This is a genomic window from Paenalcaligenes hominis (assembly GCF_011927625.1).
GTDB classification, from domain to species: Bacteria; Pseudomonadota; Gammaproteobacteria; order Burkholderiales; family Burkholderiaceae_B; genus Paenalcaligenes; species Paenalcaligenes hominis.
Genome location: NZ_JAATIZ010000001.1, coordinates 468070 through 483582, shown reverse-complemented (window position 1 = coordinate 483582; position 15513 = coordinate 468070). Strand labels below are relative to the sequence as shown.

14 protein-coding genes and 1 pseudogene are annotated in these 15513 nt (G+C 49.7%); 8 read left to right on the top strand and 7 right to left on the bottom strand.

The features are described from left to right. Positions 1 to 42 precede the first annotated feature (42 nt). Together GGR41_RS02220 and purN are read right to left on the bottom strand one after the other, a co-directional pair. Positions 43 to 1305 carry an RsmB/NOP family class I SAM-dependent RNA methyltransferase gene (locus tag GGR41_RS02220; protein WP_167660767.1) on the bottom strand — a complete coding sequence of 421 codons (1263 nt, stop codon included), beginning with the start codon at positions 1303 to 1305 and terminating at the stop codon, positions 43 to 45. Positions 1306 to 1403: 98 nt separating this feature from the next. Next, positions 1404 to 2054 (bottom strand): phosphoribosylglycinamide formyltransferase, encoded by a 651-nt coding sequence (gene purN, locus GGR41_RS02215; protein WP_167660447.1) that lies wholly within the window; start codon positions 2052 to 2054, stop codon positions 1404 to 1406. A 41-nt stretch (positions 2055 to 2095) separates the two neighbouring features. Between purN and GGR41_RS02210 the strand changes: the two genes are divergently transcribed. Genes GGR41_RS02210 through dut form a run of 5 tightly spaced genes read left to right on the top strand, consistent with a single transcriptional unit; the run spans position 2096 to position 8085 of the window. Then, the gene (locus tag GGR41_RS02210) at positions 2096 to 3061 is read left to right on the top strand and encodes a bifunctional riboflavin kinase/FAD synthetase (RefSeq protein WP_167660446.1); all 966 of its coding nucleotides are present in this window, start codon (positions 2096 to 2098) and stop codon (positions 3059 to 3061) included. After that, entirely contained in the window at positions 3051 to 5891 is a 2841-nt protein-coding gene (gene ileS, locus GGR41_RS02205) for an isoleucine--tRNA ligase (protein WP_167660445.1), read from the top strand. Before GGR41_RS02210 ends, ileS begins: the two co-directional genes overlap by 11 nt. Beyond that, the gene (lspA, locus tag GGR41_RS02200) at positions 5884 to 6414 is read left to right on the top strand and encodes a signal peptidase II (protein WP_167660766.1); all 531 of its coding nucleotides are present in this window, start codon (positions 5884 to 5886) and stop codon (positions 6412 to 6414) included. The genes ileS and lspA overlap by 8 nt, the downstream gene beginning before the upstream one ends. A gap of 1 nt (position 6415) precedes the next feature. Further along, positions 6416 to 7618: a bifunctional phosphopantothenoylcysteine decarboxylase/phosphopantothenate--cysteine ligase CoaBC gene (gene coaBC / locus GGR41_RS02195; protein ID WP_167660444.1), complete on the top strand. Its 1203-nt coding sequence runs from the start codon at positions 6416 to 6418 to the stop codon at positions 7616 to 7618. Positions 7619 to 7635: 17 nt separating this feature from the next. Beyond that, positions 7636 to 8085: a dUTP diphosphatase gene (gene dut, locus GGR41_RS02190; protein WP_167660443.1), complete on the top strand. Its 450-nt coding sequence runs from the start codon at positions 7636 to 7638 to the stop codon at positions 8083 to 8085. A gap of 55 nt (positions 8086 to 8140) precedes the next feature. On the opposite strand, the gene GGR41_RS02185 is transcribed toward dut, so the two are convergent. Beyond that, the gene (locus tag GGR41_RS02185; RefSeq protein WP_167660442.1) at positions 8141 to 9301 is read right to left on the bottom strand and encodes an RNA-guided endonuclease InsQ/TnpB family protein; all 1161 of its coding nucleotides are present in this window, start codon (positions 9299 to 9301) and stop codon (positions 8141 to 8143) included. A gap of 109 nt (positions 9302 to 9410) precedes the next feature. Between GGR41_RS02185 and GGR41_RS02180 the strand changes: the two are divergent. Then, positions 9411 to 9618 (top strand): annotated as a pseudogene (locus GGR41_RS02180) (transposase); the annotation flags it as partial. Positions 9619 to 9739: 121 nt separating this feature from the next. Here GGR41_RS02180 and clpA read toward each other — a convergent pair. Beyond that, a complete protein-coding gene (gene clpA / locus GGR41_RS02175; protein ID WP_167660441.1) occupies positions 9740 to 12082 on the bottom strand; it encodes an ATP-dependent Clp protease ATP-binding subunit ClpA in 2343 nt (780 codons plus the stop codon). Positions 12083 to 12176: 94 nt separating this feature from the next. Beyond that, positions 12177 to 12500 carry an ATP-dependent Clp protease adapter ClpS gene (gene clpS, locus GGR41_RS02170; protein ID WP_167660440.1) on the bottom strand — a complete coding sequence of 108 codons (324 nt, stop codon included), beginning with the start codon at positions 12498 to 12500 and terminating at the stop codon, positions 12177 to 12179. A 155-nt stretch (positions 12501 to 12655) separates the two neighbouring features. On the opposite strand from clpS, the gene GGR41_RS02165 reads away from it, so the two are divergent. Together GGR41_RS02165 and GGR41_RS02160 are read left to right on the top strand one after the other, a co-directional pair. Then, positions 12656 to 12895, top strand: a complete 240-nt coding sequence (locus GGR41_RS02165; protein WP_167660439.1) for a cold-shock protein — start codon at positions 12656 to 12658, stop codon at positions 12893 to 12895. A gap of 79 nt (positions 12896 to 12974) precedes the next feature. Then, on the top strand, positions 12975 to 13376 hold the full coding sequence (locus tag GGR41_RS02160; RefSeq protein WP_244951418.1) for a DUF192 domain-containing protein: 402 nt from the start codon (positions 12975 to 12977) through the stop codon (positions 13374 to 13376). A gap of 137 nt (positions 13377 to 13513) precedes the next feature. Here the strand turns inward: GGR41_RS02160 and pcaF are convergent, their stop codons facing one another. Both pcaF and sodB read right to left on the bottom strand, forming a co-directional pair. Beyond that, positions 13514 to 14716, bottom strand: coding sequence for a 3-oxoadipyl-CoA thiolase (gene pcaF, locus GGR41_RS02155; protein WP_167660437.1), 1203 nt, complete (start codon positions 14714 to 14716; stop codon positions 13514 to 13516). A 180-nt stretch (positions 14717 to 14896) separates the two neighbouring features. After that, entirely contained in the window at positions 14897 to 15475 is a 579-nt protein-coding gene (gene sodB, locus GGR41_RS02150) for a superoxide dismutase [Fe] (protein ID WP_077733377.1), read from the bottom strand. Between the last annotated feature and the right edge of the window lie 38 nt (positions 15476 to 15513).

The following is a 15513-nucleotide window of genomic DNA, read 5'->3' as shown; positions in this document are numbered from 1 at the left end:
TACAGTTTAAGCGCGTGCTGAAAAAACAGTCTTTGCGTTAAGTCAAACTGTGTCTGTTTTTCGCTGTAATACGGCCGCAAAGAAACCATCAGTATGATGATAGTCTGGGCGGAGTTCTAAGTAAGGCCCTGCCATAGTGAGGTCAGGACTACGTGGAGCTATTATAGGATTAACTTCCATAAGCTCAAAGTGGGGATGGTGTTGCAAAAACCAAGTAATTTGTTCTTGGTTCTCTTGGGGCAACACACTACAAGTAGCATAAACTAAACGGCCCCCGGGCGCGACACATTTTGCAGCACGTTCGAGAATTTCACGTTGTATTTGCACATAATGGTCAATATTGGGTGCGTGAAAACGCCATTTAATGTCTGGATTACGACGCAGTGTGCCCGTACCACTGCACGGTGCATCAACAAGGACGCGTTGTGCTTTGCCGTGTAAGCGCTTGATGCGCGTATCATTGGTTTCGGTAATGACTACAGGTACTATATTCGATAAACCGCTGCGTGCAAAGCGCGGTTTAGCACGCGCCAAGCGACTAGCAGAGGTATCAAACGCATACAACCGACCTGTGGAACGCATCAACGCGCCAATTAATAATGTTTTTCCCCCGGCGCCAGCACAAAAATCAATAATCATTTCGCCACGTTTAGGTGCAACTAAAGCGGCTAAAAGCTGACTGCCTTCGTCTTGAACCTCAATTTCACCTTTTTCAAACTGAGGCCAATTTGCCACAAAAGGACGACCACGCAAGCGAATGCCCCATGGAGAATACGCCGTTGCTTTGGGTTTAAAGCGTGCCATTTCCCCTTCGGAGAGCTGGGCTAACACTGTGTCGCGCTCGGCTTTTAATGGATTAACGCGTAAATCGAGCGGGGCCTCGGTATTCAGCGCTGCAGCCAAGGCCTCGGAATCCGGCATAGATAAAATTTGTTGGGCTAACCAATCGGGCAGGCTGTAGCGTTGTGCAAACGGCATTTCCATACCATCTAGGGTAATCACATGCTCGATCCAGCTTTGTTCGCCTGCATCCAACGCCTCGCGTACGTCTTTATCCCAGGTATTGATTAAGCCCAAAATAGCCAAACGTCGGCTGCCTGAACCCACCCCGCTTTCAGCCAAATAACGGTAACGACGTAAATGACGCAACACATCAAACACGGCATTAGTGACCTCGGCTCGATCGCGCCCTCCCATGTTTTTTTGCTTGCGCATCCATTGGGAAAGCACGGCATCGGCGGGGTGCTCCCACTGTAGCACTTGGCCCAATACCTCGGCGACCTGGTCAATGCGTCGAGCAATCATTGAGGCAGGGCTGTATTTTTGTGTGCTTTTTTGGCGCGTCGGCGCCGTTTTTTTACGTGGGGAACGTTGAGTAGACATAAACCAAAAATTGAAAAATATTAAAGCGCGAAGGCGCGATGAGAGACACCGAGTACCTGAACCCTACCATCGTCAAGTCGTTGCACTCGGCCATCAATTAACCACTGAATCACTTCATTATAAACGCGATGCTCTATATCTAATAAGCGTCTTGCTAATTGACTGGCATCGTCATCATGGTGTACAGGCACTATACCTTGGGCGATAATAGGGCCATGGTCTAAGACAGCGGTGACAAAGTGTACGGTACAACCGTGCCATTGCAGCCCGGCATCGATAGCCTGCTGGTGGGTGTTGAGCCCCGGAAATAAAGGCAATAACGAGGGATGGATATTAATTAACCGATCCTCAAATTGCGCTACAAACTCGGGTGTGAGTATACGCATAAAACCAGCTAATAACACATAGTCTGGACGGTATTCATGAATAACAGTGGCTAACTGTGCATCAAACTGTTGGCGATTTGCAAATTGCTTGTGCTCGAGCACATGGGTAGACAACCCATATTGCTCAGCCCACTGAATCCCTTGGGCTTCGGCTTTGTTTGCAATCACTGCTACTACTTCAGCATTTAGCTGTTTATTTTTTATGGTTTCTACTATAGATTGCATAGTAGAGCCGCGTCCCGATATCAGAATGACTATGCGGCATTTTTTATTTGAGTCCGTCAACTTTTGCTCCAACGTTTTTCAAAGACAAATTTGTTTTGCCCGTGAAACCTACTTTTTCCATCTATCGCAACTTGCCTCGCTATAACTCTAGCGCTGCCACTGCACTCACTATTGGTAATTTTGATGGCGTGCACCTTGGCCACCAAGCCATTTTGCATCGTCTACAAAAAGAAGCCCAACGCCGCGATTTGGTGCCCAGCGTCATGACCTTTAGCCCTCATCCGCGTGCTTTTTTTGCTGAGCGAGCGCAACGCCCTGAATTGTACCCTGCTCAGATCAATCCCCTAAGAGATAAATTGCAAAAGCTCGCAGAGCACGGTGCACAACAAATTATTTTGCAGCGCTTTAATCACGCCTTTGCCACCCTTAGCCCCCAACACTTTATTGAAGAGCTGCTTATCAAAGGTTTGCGGGTGCAATGGTTACTGATCGGCGAAGATTTTAAATTTGGTCATAAACGCCAAGGCAATGTTGAGCAGCTTAAAGCCGCTGGTCGCCAGCATGGGTTTGTGGTTGAAAGTATCGAAGATGTGGTGGATCCCGTGGGTCAACGCATTTCCAGCTCTGATGTACGCACGGCGCTTGCCCAAGGTAACTTAGCCGCAGCTCATGCCCATCTAGGCTACAGGTATTGCATTAGTGGCCATGTAATCCACGGCCAAAAACTGGGCCGTACTATTGGCTACCCGACTCTCAACCTAGCGGTACCTCCCCGCTGCGCCGCGCGTACTGGCGTATATATAGTAAAATTACATGGTTTAGCTGATCAGCCAATGGCTGGCGTAGCAAGCCTAGGGGTGCGACCTACTGTAGTAGATGCTGGACGTTTACTACTTGAGGTGCATCTTTTGGACCGTGACGTAAACGCTTACGGTAAACTAGTTAAGGTTGAGTTTCTCCATTTCGTTCGAAACGAAGAAAAATTTCCTGATCTTCAGACAATGATGGCTGCCATCGATAATGATGCCCGCAGCGCTCGTGAGTATTTTGCCTCCCATGGACTATAAAAACACATTAAACCTACCCGAATCCCCTTTTCCAATGCGCGGTAACCTGCCTAAACGCGAGCCCGCTTGGGTTCAAGACTGGCAAGAAAACAACGTTTACGCTGCCATTCGTGCAGCCAGCGCAGGTCGTCCAAAATTTGTTTTGCATGATGGCCCTCCGTATGCAAACGGGTCGATTCACATTGGCCACGCAGTCAACAAAATACTCAAAGACATTATTGTAAAAAGCCGCACCATGGCGGGTTTTGATGCTCAGTATGTCCCTGGCTGGGATTGCCATGGTATGCCCATCGAAGTCCAAATTGAAAAACTTTACGGCAAAAACCTGCCCGTTAAAGAGGTACAAGCCAAAGCCCGCGCCTATGCCTCCGAGCAAATTGACAGCCAACGTAAAGACTTTATTCGTTTAGGCGTGCTTGGCGAGTGGAATAACCCATACCTCACCATGAACTACAGTAACGAAGCCGACGAGCTACGTGTGCTGGGGCGCATCTTAGAAAAAGGCTTTGTCTTCCGTGGCTTAAAGCCTGTGAACTGGTGTTTTGATTGTGGCTCAGCCCTAGCCGAAGCCGAAGTCGAGTACGCGGATCGCACTGACCCTTCCATCCACGTGGCCTTTCCCTTTGCTGACAAAGCCAAAGTGGCTGCGGCGTTTGGTGTGACCGATGTCGCAGACGGCGCTATCGTTATCTGGACCACTACCCCATGGACCATTCCAGCCAACCAAGCGCTCAACGTACACCCTGAATTTGAATACGCGCTCGTTCAGCTTGATCAACCACGCGCCACTGGCAGCACCTTAATTCTAGCTAAAGACTTAGTTGAAAAATGCCTCGAGGAATGGGGGTTAAGCGGCCAGATCCTTGCTACGACTTTAGGTGAAAACCTCGAACACGTAGGCTTTACCCATCCTTTAGCCCAAGCCGACGCGGGCTATCAGCGGGTTTCACCGGTGTATTTAGCCGACTATGTCACGCTGGATTCGGGTACAGGTGTGGTGCACTCCGCCCCTGCTTATGGGGTCGAGGACTTTATCTCCTGCAAATCACACGGCTTAAAAGACGATAACATTCTAAAGCCGGTGTTGGGCAACGGGGTTTACGCGGAATCCTTACCCTTATTTGGCGGGCAATTTATTTTTAAAGCCAATCCCACGATTGTAAAAGCACTAGACGAGGCCGGTACCCTGCTCAAGGCCGTTCAATTCCAGCACAGCTACATGCACTGTTGGCGTCATAAAACTCCGATTATTTACCGGGCTACCAGCCAGTGGTTTGCTGGCATGGATATCGACAACAGCACAGGTCGTAGCTTGCGCGAGATGGCTCTAGAAGCCGTCGATAACACGCAGTTCTATCCCTCATGGGGTCGCGCACGGTTGCACGCCATGATTGCCAACCGTCCCGATTGGACCTTATCGCGTCAACGTCAATGGGGCGTGCCCATGGCTTTCTTTGTTCACAAAGAAACGGGCGAACTGCATCCACGCACTCCTGAGCTCATTGAGCTCATTGCTCAACGCATTGAAAAAGAAGGCATCGAAGCCTGGCAAACCATCGAGCCTGCCGATTTACTGGGCTCCGAGGCCGATCAGTACGAGAAAAACACCGATACACTCGACGTCTGGTTTGACTCTGGCACCACCCACGCCACCGTATTAGGCGGCGATAACGATCCGGGCATTAAAGGCTCTCACGCGTCCGAATTAACTTGGCCAGCCGACTTATACCTCGAAGGCTCTGATCAACACCGTGGTTGGTTTCACTCCTCGCTTTTAACTGGCTGTATGATGTATGGCCGCGCTCCTTACAAAGCCCTGCTAACGCACGGTTTTGTGGTCGATGGCAAAGGGCGCAAGATGAGCAAGTCCGTGGGGAACGTCATCGTTCCTCAAACCATTGCAGACACCTTAGGTGCAGAAATCCTACGCCTCTGGACCGCTGCAACAGACTACTCAGGCGAGCTTTCCATTTCCGATGAAATTCTAAAACGTGTGGTCGAGGCGTATCGTCGTATTCGCAATACGCTTAAATTCTTGCTGGGCAATATTGCCGATTTTGATATTGAAAAAAATGCAATACCTATCGACCGCTTGCTTGAAATTGATCGCTATGCCTTAGGCATGACGGCACAAATGCAAGAACAAGCGCTAGAGCACTACATGAACTACGAGTTCCATCCTATTGTGTCGCGCTTGCAAACCTTCTGCTCCGAGGACTTAGGTGCGTTTTACTTAGACATTCTTAAAGATCGTCTCTACACCACCAAGCCCGATAGCTATGCCCGTCGCTCTGCTCAAACGGCGCTCTACCACATTACGCGCGCGCTATTAAAGCTAATGGCCCCTATTTTGTCTTTTACTGCCGAAGAGGCGTGGAAAGACCTTTACCTAGGTAAAGCACAACCCTTAACGATTTTTACAGAAACCTTCCACACCATTCCGTTGGCTCGCGACAATGCGCCACTGATGGCACAGTGGGAACGTATCCGTGAAATTCGCGCTGAAGTCATGCGTCAGATCGAATTGGTTCGTAGTGCGGGCAAAATTGGCTCTTCTCTAGCTGCCGAAGTTGATATCTATGCACAAGGCGAAGACTATGCCTTATTGGCACAGTTGGCCGACGATTTACGCTTTGCCTTGTTAGTATCACGCGCCACCTTACACAGTGGTGATGAACTGCGTATTGAAGTCACCCCCACCGAGGCTGAAAAATGTGACCGTTGCTGGCATCACAGCAGTGACGTAGGCACTAATGAACAGCACCCCTCTTTATGTGGTCGTTGTATCAGTAACCTCGAAGGCACAGGCGAAGTCCGTGAGCATGCATAGTCCGTCGTCTGCCACACATAAAGCCTCCTCTCCCCAGCGAGGGGGCTTTATTTATTGGCTCTTAATTGCTTTGGGTATTGTGGTATTTGATCAGATCACCAAACAACTGGCAGAACAACACTTTGCGTACGCAGAGCGTTTGGCTGTGTTGCCGTTTTTTGACCTGACTTTGCTCTATAACCCTGGCGCAGCCTTTAGTTTTCTAGCCGATGGCTCGGGCTGGCAACGTTGGTTTTTTACAGGCATTGCGGCTATTGCTACGGTGCTAATTGTGCATTTGCTTCGCAAGCACCCCGAGCAAAAACTCTTTTGTGCATCGTTAAGTCTGATTCTGGGTGGTGCTATTGGCAATGTCATTGATCGTTTGCTGCATTCGCATGTCATTGACTTTTTACTGTTTTATTGGCGAGACGCCTATTTCCCAGCCTTTAACCTAGCGGATATCGGCATCACATGCGGGGCTATTTTGCTGATCGTAGACGAAATACTGCGTATCAGAAAACACAAAAAGACAAAGGAATAGTATGCAACGCTTAGCTCATAAACGGTTAATACTTGGCTTGACGGGTGGCATTGCCTGTTATAAAAGTGCCGAGTTCTTACGTCGTGCCCAAGACCAAGGCGCGCAGTTCGATGTGGTCATGACCGCTGGTGCGCAACAGTTCATTACACCTATTACCTTTAAAGCCCTTTCTGGTCGCCCTGTTCATACCGACCTCTGGGATAACAGCAGCACCGATAACATGGCGCACATCCATCTTAGTCGTGAAGCCGATGCCATTATTATCGCCCCAGCCAGCACGAATTTTATCGCTAAGCTGGCTCAAGGTGTAGCCGATGACTTGTTAAGCACGCTTTGCATAGCGCGTGGCCATTGCCCATTAATTGTGGCTCCTGCCATGAACAAAGAAATGTGGGCGCACCCCGCCACGCAACGCAACCTAGCTCAGCTCCAAGCGGATGGCGTGCATATTATTGGCCCAGGCAGTGGTGACCAAGCGTGTGGTGAAATCGGCGATGGACGCATGCTAGAACCGCATCAACTTTTGGCAGAAACCATTGCCTTTTTTGAGCCCAAAACACTAGCGGGTAAAAAAGTGCTCATTACGGCCGGCCCTACCTCGGAACCGATTGACCCCATCCGTACCATTACCAATCGTTCTTCAGGCAAAATGGGGTATGCCATTGCCGAAGCAGCCTTTCAAGCAGGTGCCGATGTGCACTTAGTGTCTGGCCCTGTCAAGCTCGATAGCCCCTACGGGGTCAAACGAATCAGCGTCGAAAGCGCACGTGAAATGCAAGCGACCGTCATGGGCCTAGCGCCCCATGCCGATGTCTTCATTAGCGTTGCCGCCGTTGCAGACTGGTACGTCAGTAATGCCAGTACGAACAAATTCAAAAAAGACGCTAACCAACAAGCTCCCGCGTTGGAATTTGCACCGAATCCAGATATTTTAGCGGGGGTAGCGGCTATGGATACGTCCGTACGCCCTTATTGTGTTGGCTTTGCTGCGGAAACAGAAAACCTATTAGCATTTGCCGAAGCAAAACGTGTGCGCAAAGCAGTGCCTCTGTTAGTAGCAAACTTAGCTCAAGTTGCCATGGACAAAGACGATACCGAGCTGCTATTGGTACACGAGCAAGGCCATGAACAATGGGCCCCTCAAAGCAAACAAGAAGCCGCCCAACACCTCGTGCAATACATTGCGCGCCAACTTCATTCCTAACCTTTTAAGCCTTACCTATGAAAAGCATTGCCGTTAAAATTTTGGATGCGCGTATTGAAGCGCTGCCTGCCTATGCGACCCCAGGCTCGGCTGGCCTGGACTTACGCGCCTGTATTGACGCTCCCCTAGAGTTGGCCCCAGGCGCTACCCATTTCATTCCTACCGGTTTAGCTATGCATTTAGCAGACCCTAATTACGCTGCAATGGTATTACCTCGATCTGGTTTAGGGCACAAACATGGCATTGTCTTAGGGAATTTAGTCGGCCTAATTGACTCTGACTACCAAGGCCCCTTGATGGTGTCCGTGTGGAATCGCGGCACAGAAAGTTTTACTATTCAGCCTATGGATCGCATTGCACAACTGGTGGTGGTACCTGTTATGCAACCCGAGTTCCATTTAGTTGATGAGTTTGAAACCGCCTCGGCCCGTGGCACAGGTGGGTTTGGCAGCACCGGCAAAAACTAAAGTGCCTCTGGCTTGACATCCTCCCCCGCCTAAAGGCCGGGGATTCCTACGGCACTCAAGGGAGGCGTTGAGCCGTCCCAGAGTCGCTTCGGTGGGTTCCTGCTGCTGGCGGCCTGACTGCACCGCTCACTTCACAGGCGAACTGGGCGTGTCCCGCCCTTAATACATTGATCGCACCAACCACATCGGCGTTTTCCTTAACGCCACATGCTACGCACACAAATTGCGCTTGCGTAGGGCGATTTGATTGACTGCAATGCCCACACTCAGGGCAAGTCTGACTGGTGTAATGCGGGGGCACAGCCACAAGCCAACCTCCTACCCACGCCAGTTTGTACTCTAGCTGACGGCGGAACTCGAACCACCCTTGATCCAAGATGGCTTTATTCAGACCGGACTTAGCCCGAACGTTTCGCCCCGGTTGCTCGGTGGTGCCTGCTGCCGACTGGCTCATGTGGCTTACCTTTAAATCCTCGATACACACCATCGCGTGGTTTTGGCTGATTGTGGTCGTGGCTTTATGCAGGTAGTCGCGGCGGGCGTTGCCGATGCGGGAGTGAATACGCTGGACGCGGGCTTTTGCCTTTTTCCAGTTGTGGCTGAATTTGATTTTGCGGCTTACTGCTTGCTGCGCTTTACGCAGGGCGGTTTCGTGCCGCTTGAAACGGTTGAGCGGTGCATAGTACGTGCCGTCCGATAGCGTGGCAAACCGTGCCACACCCATATCGATGCCAACCGCTGACGTGCCTTGCGGAACCGGTTGCTCGACGTCACGTTCGGTCTGGATGCTGATGAACCATTTGCCTGCCTTATGACTTACGGTGACGTTTTTCACCGTGCCCAGTACCTCGCGACTGTTGCGGTAGCGTACCCAGCCCAGTTTCGGCAGAAAGATACGGCTGTTTTCCTGATCGAGTTGGCAGCCTTGCGGGTAGCGGAAACGGTCTGACTGGCCTTTTTTCTTGAAGCGGGGAAAAGCGGCGCGTTTGGCAAAGAAGTTTTTATAGGCACGTTCTAGGTCTTTAAGCGCTTGCTGCAAACATTGACTTGGCGAGTGTTTCAGCCACTCTGTTTCCTTATCCTTCTTCCAAACGGGCAGGAAATTAGCCAGAACGGTATAGCTGAATTTCGTCGTGCTGTCGGCGGCATAACGGTCTTTTTGCCATGCCAACGCCCTATTGAACACGAAACGACACGCACCAGCAAAGCGGCGCATATCGCGTCGCTGAGCACCGTTGGGCTTGACGTCGTTTCATACTAACAATGATACGTGGCCTAGGGAGAAAAACAACGGCATTCGACGCGGTAGACACTGTGTTTTTAACATGCACGTTCACTTGGTCTTTGTGACAAAGTACCGCCGTGGTGTGTTCACAAAAGACGTGCTGGATGATTCGCAAAAAGAAGCATCCGAGTATTCACAACAAACTATGGGGCGGTGCTCTCTGGTCGCCGAGCTACTTTGCCGGAAGTTGTGGCGGTGCGCCTATCGAGATCGTCCGACAAGACATTGAGCAACAACAGACGCCAAGCGGATATGAAGACGCTAGCGCGTCCGCGCTATTCATCTCCGCCCTAACGGCGGGGTTTTCCGCGCGATTTGATAAAAAAAGCCCAACCAGTCGTGTTGGGCTTTTTCATGGGGTAATGGGTATTAATCAATGAGTTCGGCTTCGGGGTGCTGAGGTTCAGGTTGACCACTGGCTTTGTTGCCAGAGTCCTTGTCGTCAAACACCAAAACCACATTTTTATCGGTATCGAGATCTACCGTTACCATTCCGCCGTTTGTTAGGCGACCAAACAAGAGCTCATCAGCCAATGCCCGACGAATGGTGTCTTGGATAAGACGATGCATAGGTCGTGCCCCCATTTGCGGATCAAAGCCTTGAGCGGCTAAATGCTCGCGAACCGCATCAGTAAAGCTAATGTCCACACGCTTCTCGTGCAACTGCTGCTCGAGCTGAAGCAAGAACTTGTCGACAACACGCAAAATAATGTCGCGTGACAAGGGCGCGAAAGGAATAATGGCATCAAGACGATTACGGAACTCGGGCGTAAATAAACGCTTGATAGCCTCCATTTCGTCTCCGGTTTCGCGTTTGTTTGCAAAGCCAATGGAGTTTTTACTGAGGGCCTCGGCACCGGCATTGGTGGTCATGATAATGATAACATTGCGGAAATCTGCCTTGCGGCCATTGTTATCGGTTAAGGTGCCATGATCCATGACCTGAAGCAGGATGTTATAGACATCGGGGTGGGCTTTTTCAATTTCATCGAGCAGCAGCACACAATGCGGCTGTTTGGTAACGGCTTCCGTTAACAAACCGCCTTGGTCAAAGCCCACATACCCAGGAGGCGCACCAATGAGACGCGACACGGTGTGACGCTCCATGTACTCGGACATATCGAAACGCAATAGCTCGACCCCTAATACATAGGCCAACTGACGAGCGACTTCGGTTTTACCCACACCGGTTGGCCCAGAAAACAGGAATGACCCAATGGGCTTGTCAGGACGACCTAGACCCGAGCGCGTCATTTTAATGGCCGCAGCCAAGGCTTCGATGGCTTTGGATTGCCCAAAGACCACTGTATTGAGATCGCGTTCCAGTGTGGCAAGCTTGTTGCGGTCATCAGAAGAGACATTTTGCGGTGGTATACGCGCGATTTGAGCGACAATGGCCTGAATGTCGGTTTTACTGATGGTTTTCTTTTGGCGTGACACAGGCAACAAGCGTTGAGCCGCGCCGGCCTCGTCGATGACGTCAATGGCTTTATCGGGTAGAAAACGATCGCCAATATGGCGTGCGGATAACTCGGCCGCCGCGGTTAAGGCTGACTGCGTGTAACGTACACCGTGATGCTCTTCGAAATAGGGTTTCAAACCACGTAGGATTTGAATGGTTTCCTCGACGGTAGGTTCGGCCACATCGACTTTTTGAAAGCGACGGGATAAGGCTTGGTCTTTTTCAAAAATACCGCGGAATTCGGTATAAGTGGTCGCCCCTAAGCATTTTAATTGCCCCGACGACAAAGCTGGCTTGAGCAGATTAGAGGCATCCAATGCGCCACCTGAAGCTGAACCTGCACCAATTAAGGTGTGAATTTCATCAATAAATAAAACCGCACCGGGATTACGGTTTAGGTCTTTGAGCACAGCCTTTAGACGCTGTTCAAAATCGCCACGGTATTTTGTGCCGGCTAATAGCGCACCCATATCGAGCGCATACACCACCGTGTTTTGCAGAATCTCGGGGACCTGTTTATTCACAATGCGTAGCGCTAACCCCTCGGCAATCGCGGTTTTACCTACGCCGGCCTCGCCGACCAGTAATGGATTGTTTTTGCGCCGACGACATAGAACCTGTATGACACGTTCGATTTCCTTGTCACGACCAATAAGAGGATCGATGCGACCTTGTTGCGCCAATGCATTGAGGTTGCTAGTGTACTGATCTAGCGGAGACTTCTGGTCTGATGCCCCTGGAGCCGACTGCGCCGCACCTTGGGGCTGCTCAGAAGGAGCCTCTGATTTTTGCGCCATAGGTTGATGCGATGCATTTTTAGCAATGCCATGCGATAAGTAATTCACCACGTCTAAACGGGTGACACCTTGTTGATGTAAGTAGTAGATAGCGTGTGAGTCTTTTTCGCCGTACATAGCCACCAACACGTGAGCACCCGTTACCTCTGTTTTCGTGGTGGAGCTAGAGGACACATGCATAATAGCGCGTTGAATAACACGCTGGAAACCTAAAGTGGGTTGCGTATCAACGTCTTCTGAACCTTCGACCACAGGCGTGTTGTCGGCAATAAACTTACGTAGATGTTGGCGCAGGACAGGAATGTCGACCGCACAAGCGCGAAGCACATCGGCTGCCGCCGCATTGTCTAGTAAGGACAACAGCAAGTGCTCTACCGTGATAAATTCATGGCGAGCGGCACGTGCCTCTACAAAGGCCATGTGTAGACTGACTTCTAATTCTTCGGAGATCATGCATCCTCCTTCACGGTAAATAAGGTTTTAGTAACTTCTATAATAGTGCCAAATACGAATATTTAAAGGCCTTAACCTAAAAATAACACTACTTTCATGCATCTGGCACAGGTTCCATAATACACTTTAAAGGATGCTGCTCGGCTTGGGCCAGCAAATGCACCTGCTGAATCCGTGTCTGGGCGATGTCTTTTGGGTAGACCCCGCAGATACCTCGGCCCTGATAATGAATCGTCAGCATAATGCGTTCCGCCTCGTCCGCACTTTTATGAAATATGCCCATTAGTACCTTAACAACAAATTCCATCGTAGTGAAATCGTCATTAAGCATAATCACCTGAAATAAAGGTGGGGGTTTAATTTCAGTTTTTAGCTCTTCTTTTAACTCATCTTTATTAATTGTGATATTTAAACTCATAACTAAATACTAGGTAATTTCCATAGTTGACTGGTTTAGACTAAATTTAGCATCATATGTTTAGTCCTTGCCGTTAATAATACAACGGCATTTAATTGGATTAATTAGAAATTATCTAAATTTCGTTTTTTTAAATTCGTTAAGAGGCAGTTAGTATGTCTGATACAATTCTCACTAGCGGGGACAGCCCTAAATTATCCGGTACAGTTAAGTGGTTCAACGATGCCAAGGGCTTTGGGTTCATTACCCCTGACCAAGGTGGAGAAGACCTATTTGCACATTTCTCGTCCATTCAGATGAATGGTTTCAAAACCCTAAAAGAAGGCCAGAAAGTCCTTTACGAGGTAGCACAAGGTCCGAAAGGTCAACAAGCGTTGAATATCACTTCAGCCTAACGCCTCTTACGAAAAACAAAACATAATGATACATTTATTTACAGGGCGATATAGCCCTGTTTTTTATTTCCTACTTTCGTTGTCTATTTTATTCACTGTAGCCGATAGTTTTGCAAATGACAGCAAAAAAATAATTAATTTAGAACTAAATTATTATGCTATCTATGCGGAAATAGCTGCAGATGATGAAACGCGTGCCCAAGGTTTAATGTTCAGAGAACAGCTCGCGCCTGACAGTGGGATGCTATTTGTGTTTGAGCAACCCGCCATGCCGTGTTTCTGGATGAAGAACACCCCCCTTAATCTTAGCATTGCCTTTATTACAGACAAGGGCATTATTACTAATATCGAATCCATGCAAGCTCAGCAGTTAGACACCCACTGCCCTACTGAGCCGGTTCGTTACGCATTAGAGATGGAACAGGGATGGTTTGATGGTAAAGCCCAAGCAGGTGATCAAATTCATGGTTTAACGCCTTGATAACCCCTCAAGCCTTTAACTTCTCATAATGAATCACCGCCTGACACCGCCAGCCTGAAGGCCGAGGCGTTACGGTGGCATGGATAAAAAAGGCTCCTAAAATAGGAGCCTATATATACCATGACAGACAATGTGGATTAGACACGCTCTAATAAAATCGCAATGCCTTGCCCCACCCCTATACACATGGTGCACAAGGCATAGCGCCCCCCACTGCGCTGCAGTTGATTAACTGCCGCAAGCACAATGCGGGCACCGCTAGCACCCAGAGGGTGCCCCAAAGCAATGGCGCCCCCATTGATGTTGACGCGTGGGTCGTCATCCGCAAGACCCAAGCCACGTAAGACGGCTAAACCCTGTGAGGCAAACGCTTCGTTCAGTTCAATCACATCGATTTGATCAAGCGTTAAACCGGTTAATTTTAGGAGTTTACGCGTGGCTGGCTCGGGACCAATACCCATAATACGTGGCTCTACCCCTGCATTGACCATAGCAACTACACGCGCTTTAGGTGTAAAACCGTGCCTTTTAGCTGCGGCCTCGGAAGCCAGCACTAGCGCAGCTGCGCCATCGTTTACTCCCGATGCATTGCCTGCGGTAATGGTGCCATCAGCACGTACAAAAGCGCGCAATTTTGTTAAAGCGTCTAGTGTGGTTTCGCGGGGGTGCTCGTCCACGTCTACCCGTAGCGGGTCACCACGACGTTGCGGTACAAATACTGGCGTAATTTCCTCGGCTAAGATGCCGGCGGCTTGCGCGGCGGCAGTGCGCTGTTGACTACGCAAAGCAAAAAGATCTTGGTCAGCACGAGAAATTTGGAATTGGTCCGCCACGTTTTCAGCCGTTTCTGGCATGGAATCTACGCCATACTGCGCTTTAAGTAGTGGATTAATAAAACGCCATCCAATGGTAGTGTCGTACACGGCATTATCACGACTAAAAGCGGCAGTCGCTTTAGGCATTACAAAAGGCGCACGGCTCATGCTTTCTACGCCCCCGGCAAGCATGAGCTCGGCATCGCCCGCACGAATCGCGCGTGCCGCTGAGCCAATGGCATCAATGCCAGAACCACACAAGCGGTTAATCGTCATGCCAGGCACATCAATAGGCAGGCCAGCTAATAACGAGGACATGCGGGCAACGTTGCGGTTGTCTTCACCGGCTTGGTTTGCACAGCCATACAGTACATCATCCACTTGAGCCCAATCGGCATTGGGGTAGCGTTCCATCAGGGCACGCAGAGGGACAGCACCTAGATCATCTGCCCGTACGTGGGCTAAGCTGCCCCCATAACGACCAAAAGGGGTTCGCAAACCATCGCAAATATACGCCTCGCTCATAACGTCTCCAGAAATAATATGATTCAAATTAATTGTATTTTAAGCTTATACAGTATCATTTCACAGAATATCAGCGAAGTGTCCAGCTTATGGGCATATTTGCCCTAAGCACTTTCCCTAGGTTAAGAAAAAGCCCTGCTAAAAAGCAGGGCTATAAACCGACACACTAGGTGTTAGGTCTTAGGCAAAGTTTTTGCTGGCAAAATCCCAGTTGGCTACTGCCCAGAAGTTTTCTAGGTACTGAGGACGGGAGTTGCGTGTGTCGATGTAGTAAGCGTGTTCCCAGACATCACAGGTCAACAAGGCCACGTCATCGGTGGTGAGTGGTGTGTTGGCATTGCTGGTGTTTACGATATCAACCGAACCGTCTGCTTTCTTTACCAACCAAGTCCAGCCAGAACCAAAGTTGCCAGCGGCAGATTTGTTGAATTCGGCTTTGAAGTTGTCAAAGCTGCCCCATTTGGCGTTGATGGCATCAGCTAAAGGACCTGTGGGCTCGCCACCGCCGTTAGGAGACAAGCTGTTCCAGTAGAACGTGTGGTTCCAGACTTGGGCCGCATTGTTGAATACGCCACCCGAAGATTTCTTTACGATGTCTTCGAGGCTATCGTTGGCCATGTCTGTGCCTTCGATTAGGTTATTCAAGTTGGTTACGTAAGTTTGGTGATGTTTACCGTAGTGGTACTCGAGTGTCTCTTTGGAGATATGAGGTGCCAAGGCGTCGAGCGCGTAAGGTAATTCAGGAAGGGTAAAAGCCATGTTTAGTTCCTTCTAAGTTGTGCTAAATAGCGTTATTG

Coding starts and splice junctions, on each gene's coding strand:
- GGR41_RS02220 (WP_167660767.1), bottom strand. CDS start 1,305: ATGATTGCTCGACGCATTGACCAGGTCGCCGAGGTATTGGGCCAAGTG.
- ileS (WP_167660445.1), top strand. CDS start 3,051: ATGGACTATAAAAACACATTAAACCTACCCGAATCCCCTTTTCCAATG.
- lspA (WP_167660766.1), top strand. CDS start 5,884: ATGCATAGTCCGTCGTCTGCCACACATAAAGCCTCCTCTCCCCAGCGA.
- coaBC (WP_167660444.1), top strand. CDS start 6,416: ATGCAACGCTTAGCTCATAAACGGTTAATACTTGGCTTGACGGGTGGC.
- dut (WP_167660443.1), top strand. CDS start 7,636: ATGAAAAGCATTGCCGTTAAAATTTTGGATGCGCGTATTGAAGCGCTG.
- GGR41_RS02185 (WP_167660442.1), bottom strand. CDS start 9,301: ATGCGCCGCTTTGCTGGTGCGTGTCGTTTCGTGTTCAATAGGGCGTTG.
- clpA (WP_167660441.1), bottom strand. CDS start 12,082: ATGATCTCCGAAGAATTAGAAGTCAGTCTACACATGGCCTTTGTAGAG.
- clpS (WP_167660440.1), bottom strand. CDS start 12,500: ATGAGTTTAAATATCACAATTAATAAAGATGAGTTAAAAGAAGAGCTA.
- GGR41_RS02165 (WP_167660439.1), top strand. CDS start 12,656: ATGTCTGATACAATTCTCACTAGCGGGGACAGCCCTAAATTATCCGGT.
- pcaF (WP_167660437.1), bottom strand. CDS start 14,716: ATGAGCGAGGCGTATATTTGCGATGGTTTGCGAACCCCTTTTGGTCGT.
- sodB (WP_077733377.1), bottom strand. CDS start 15,475: ATGGCTTTTACCCTTCCTGAATTACCTTACGCGCTCGACGCCTTGGCA.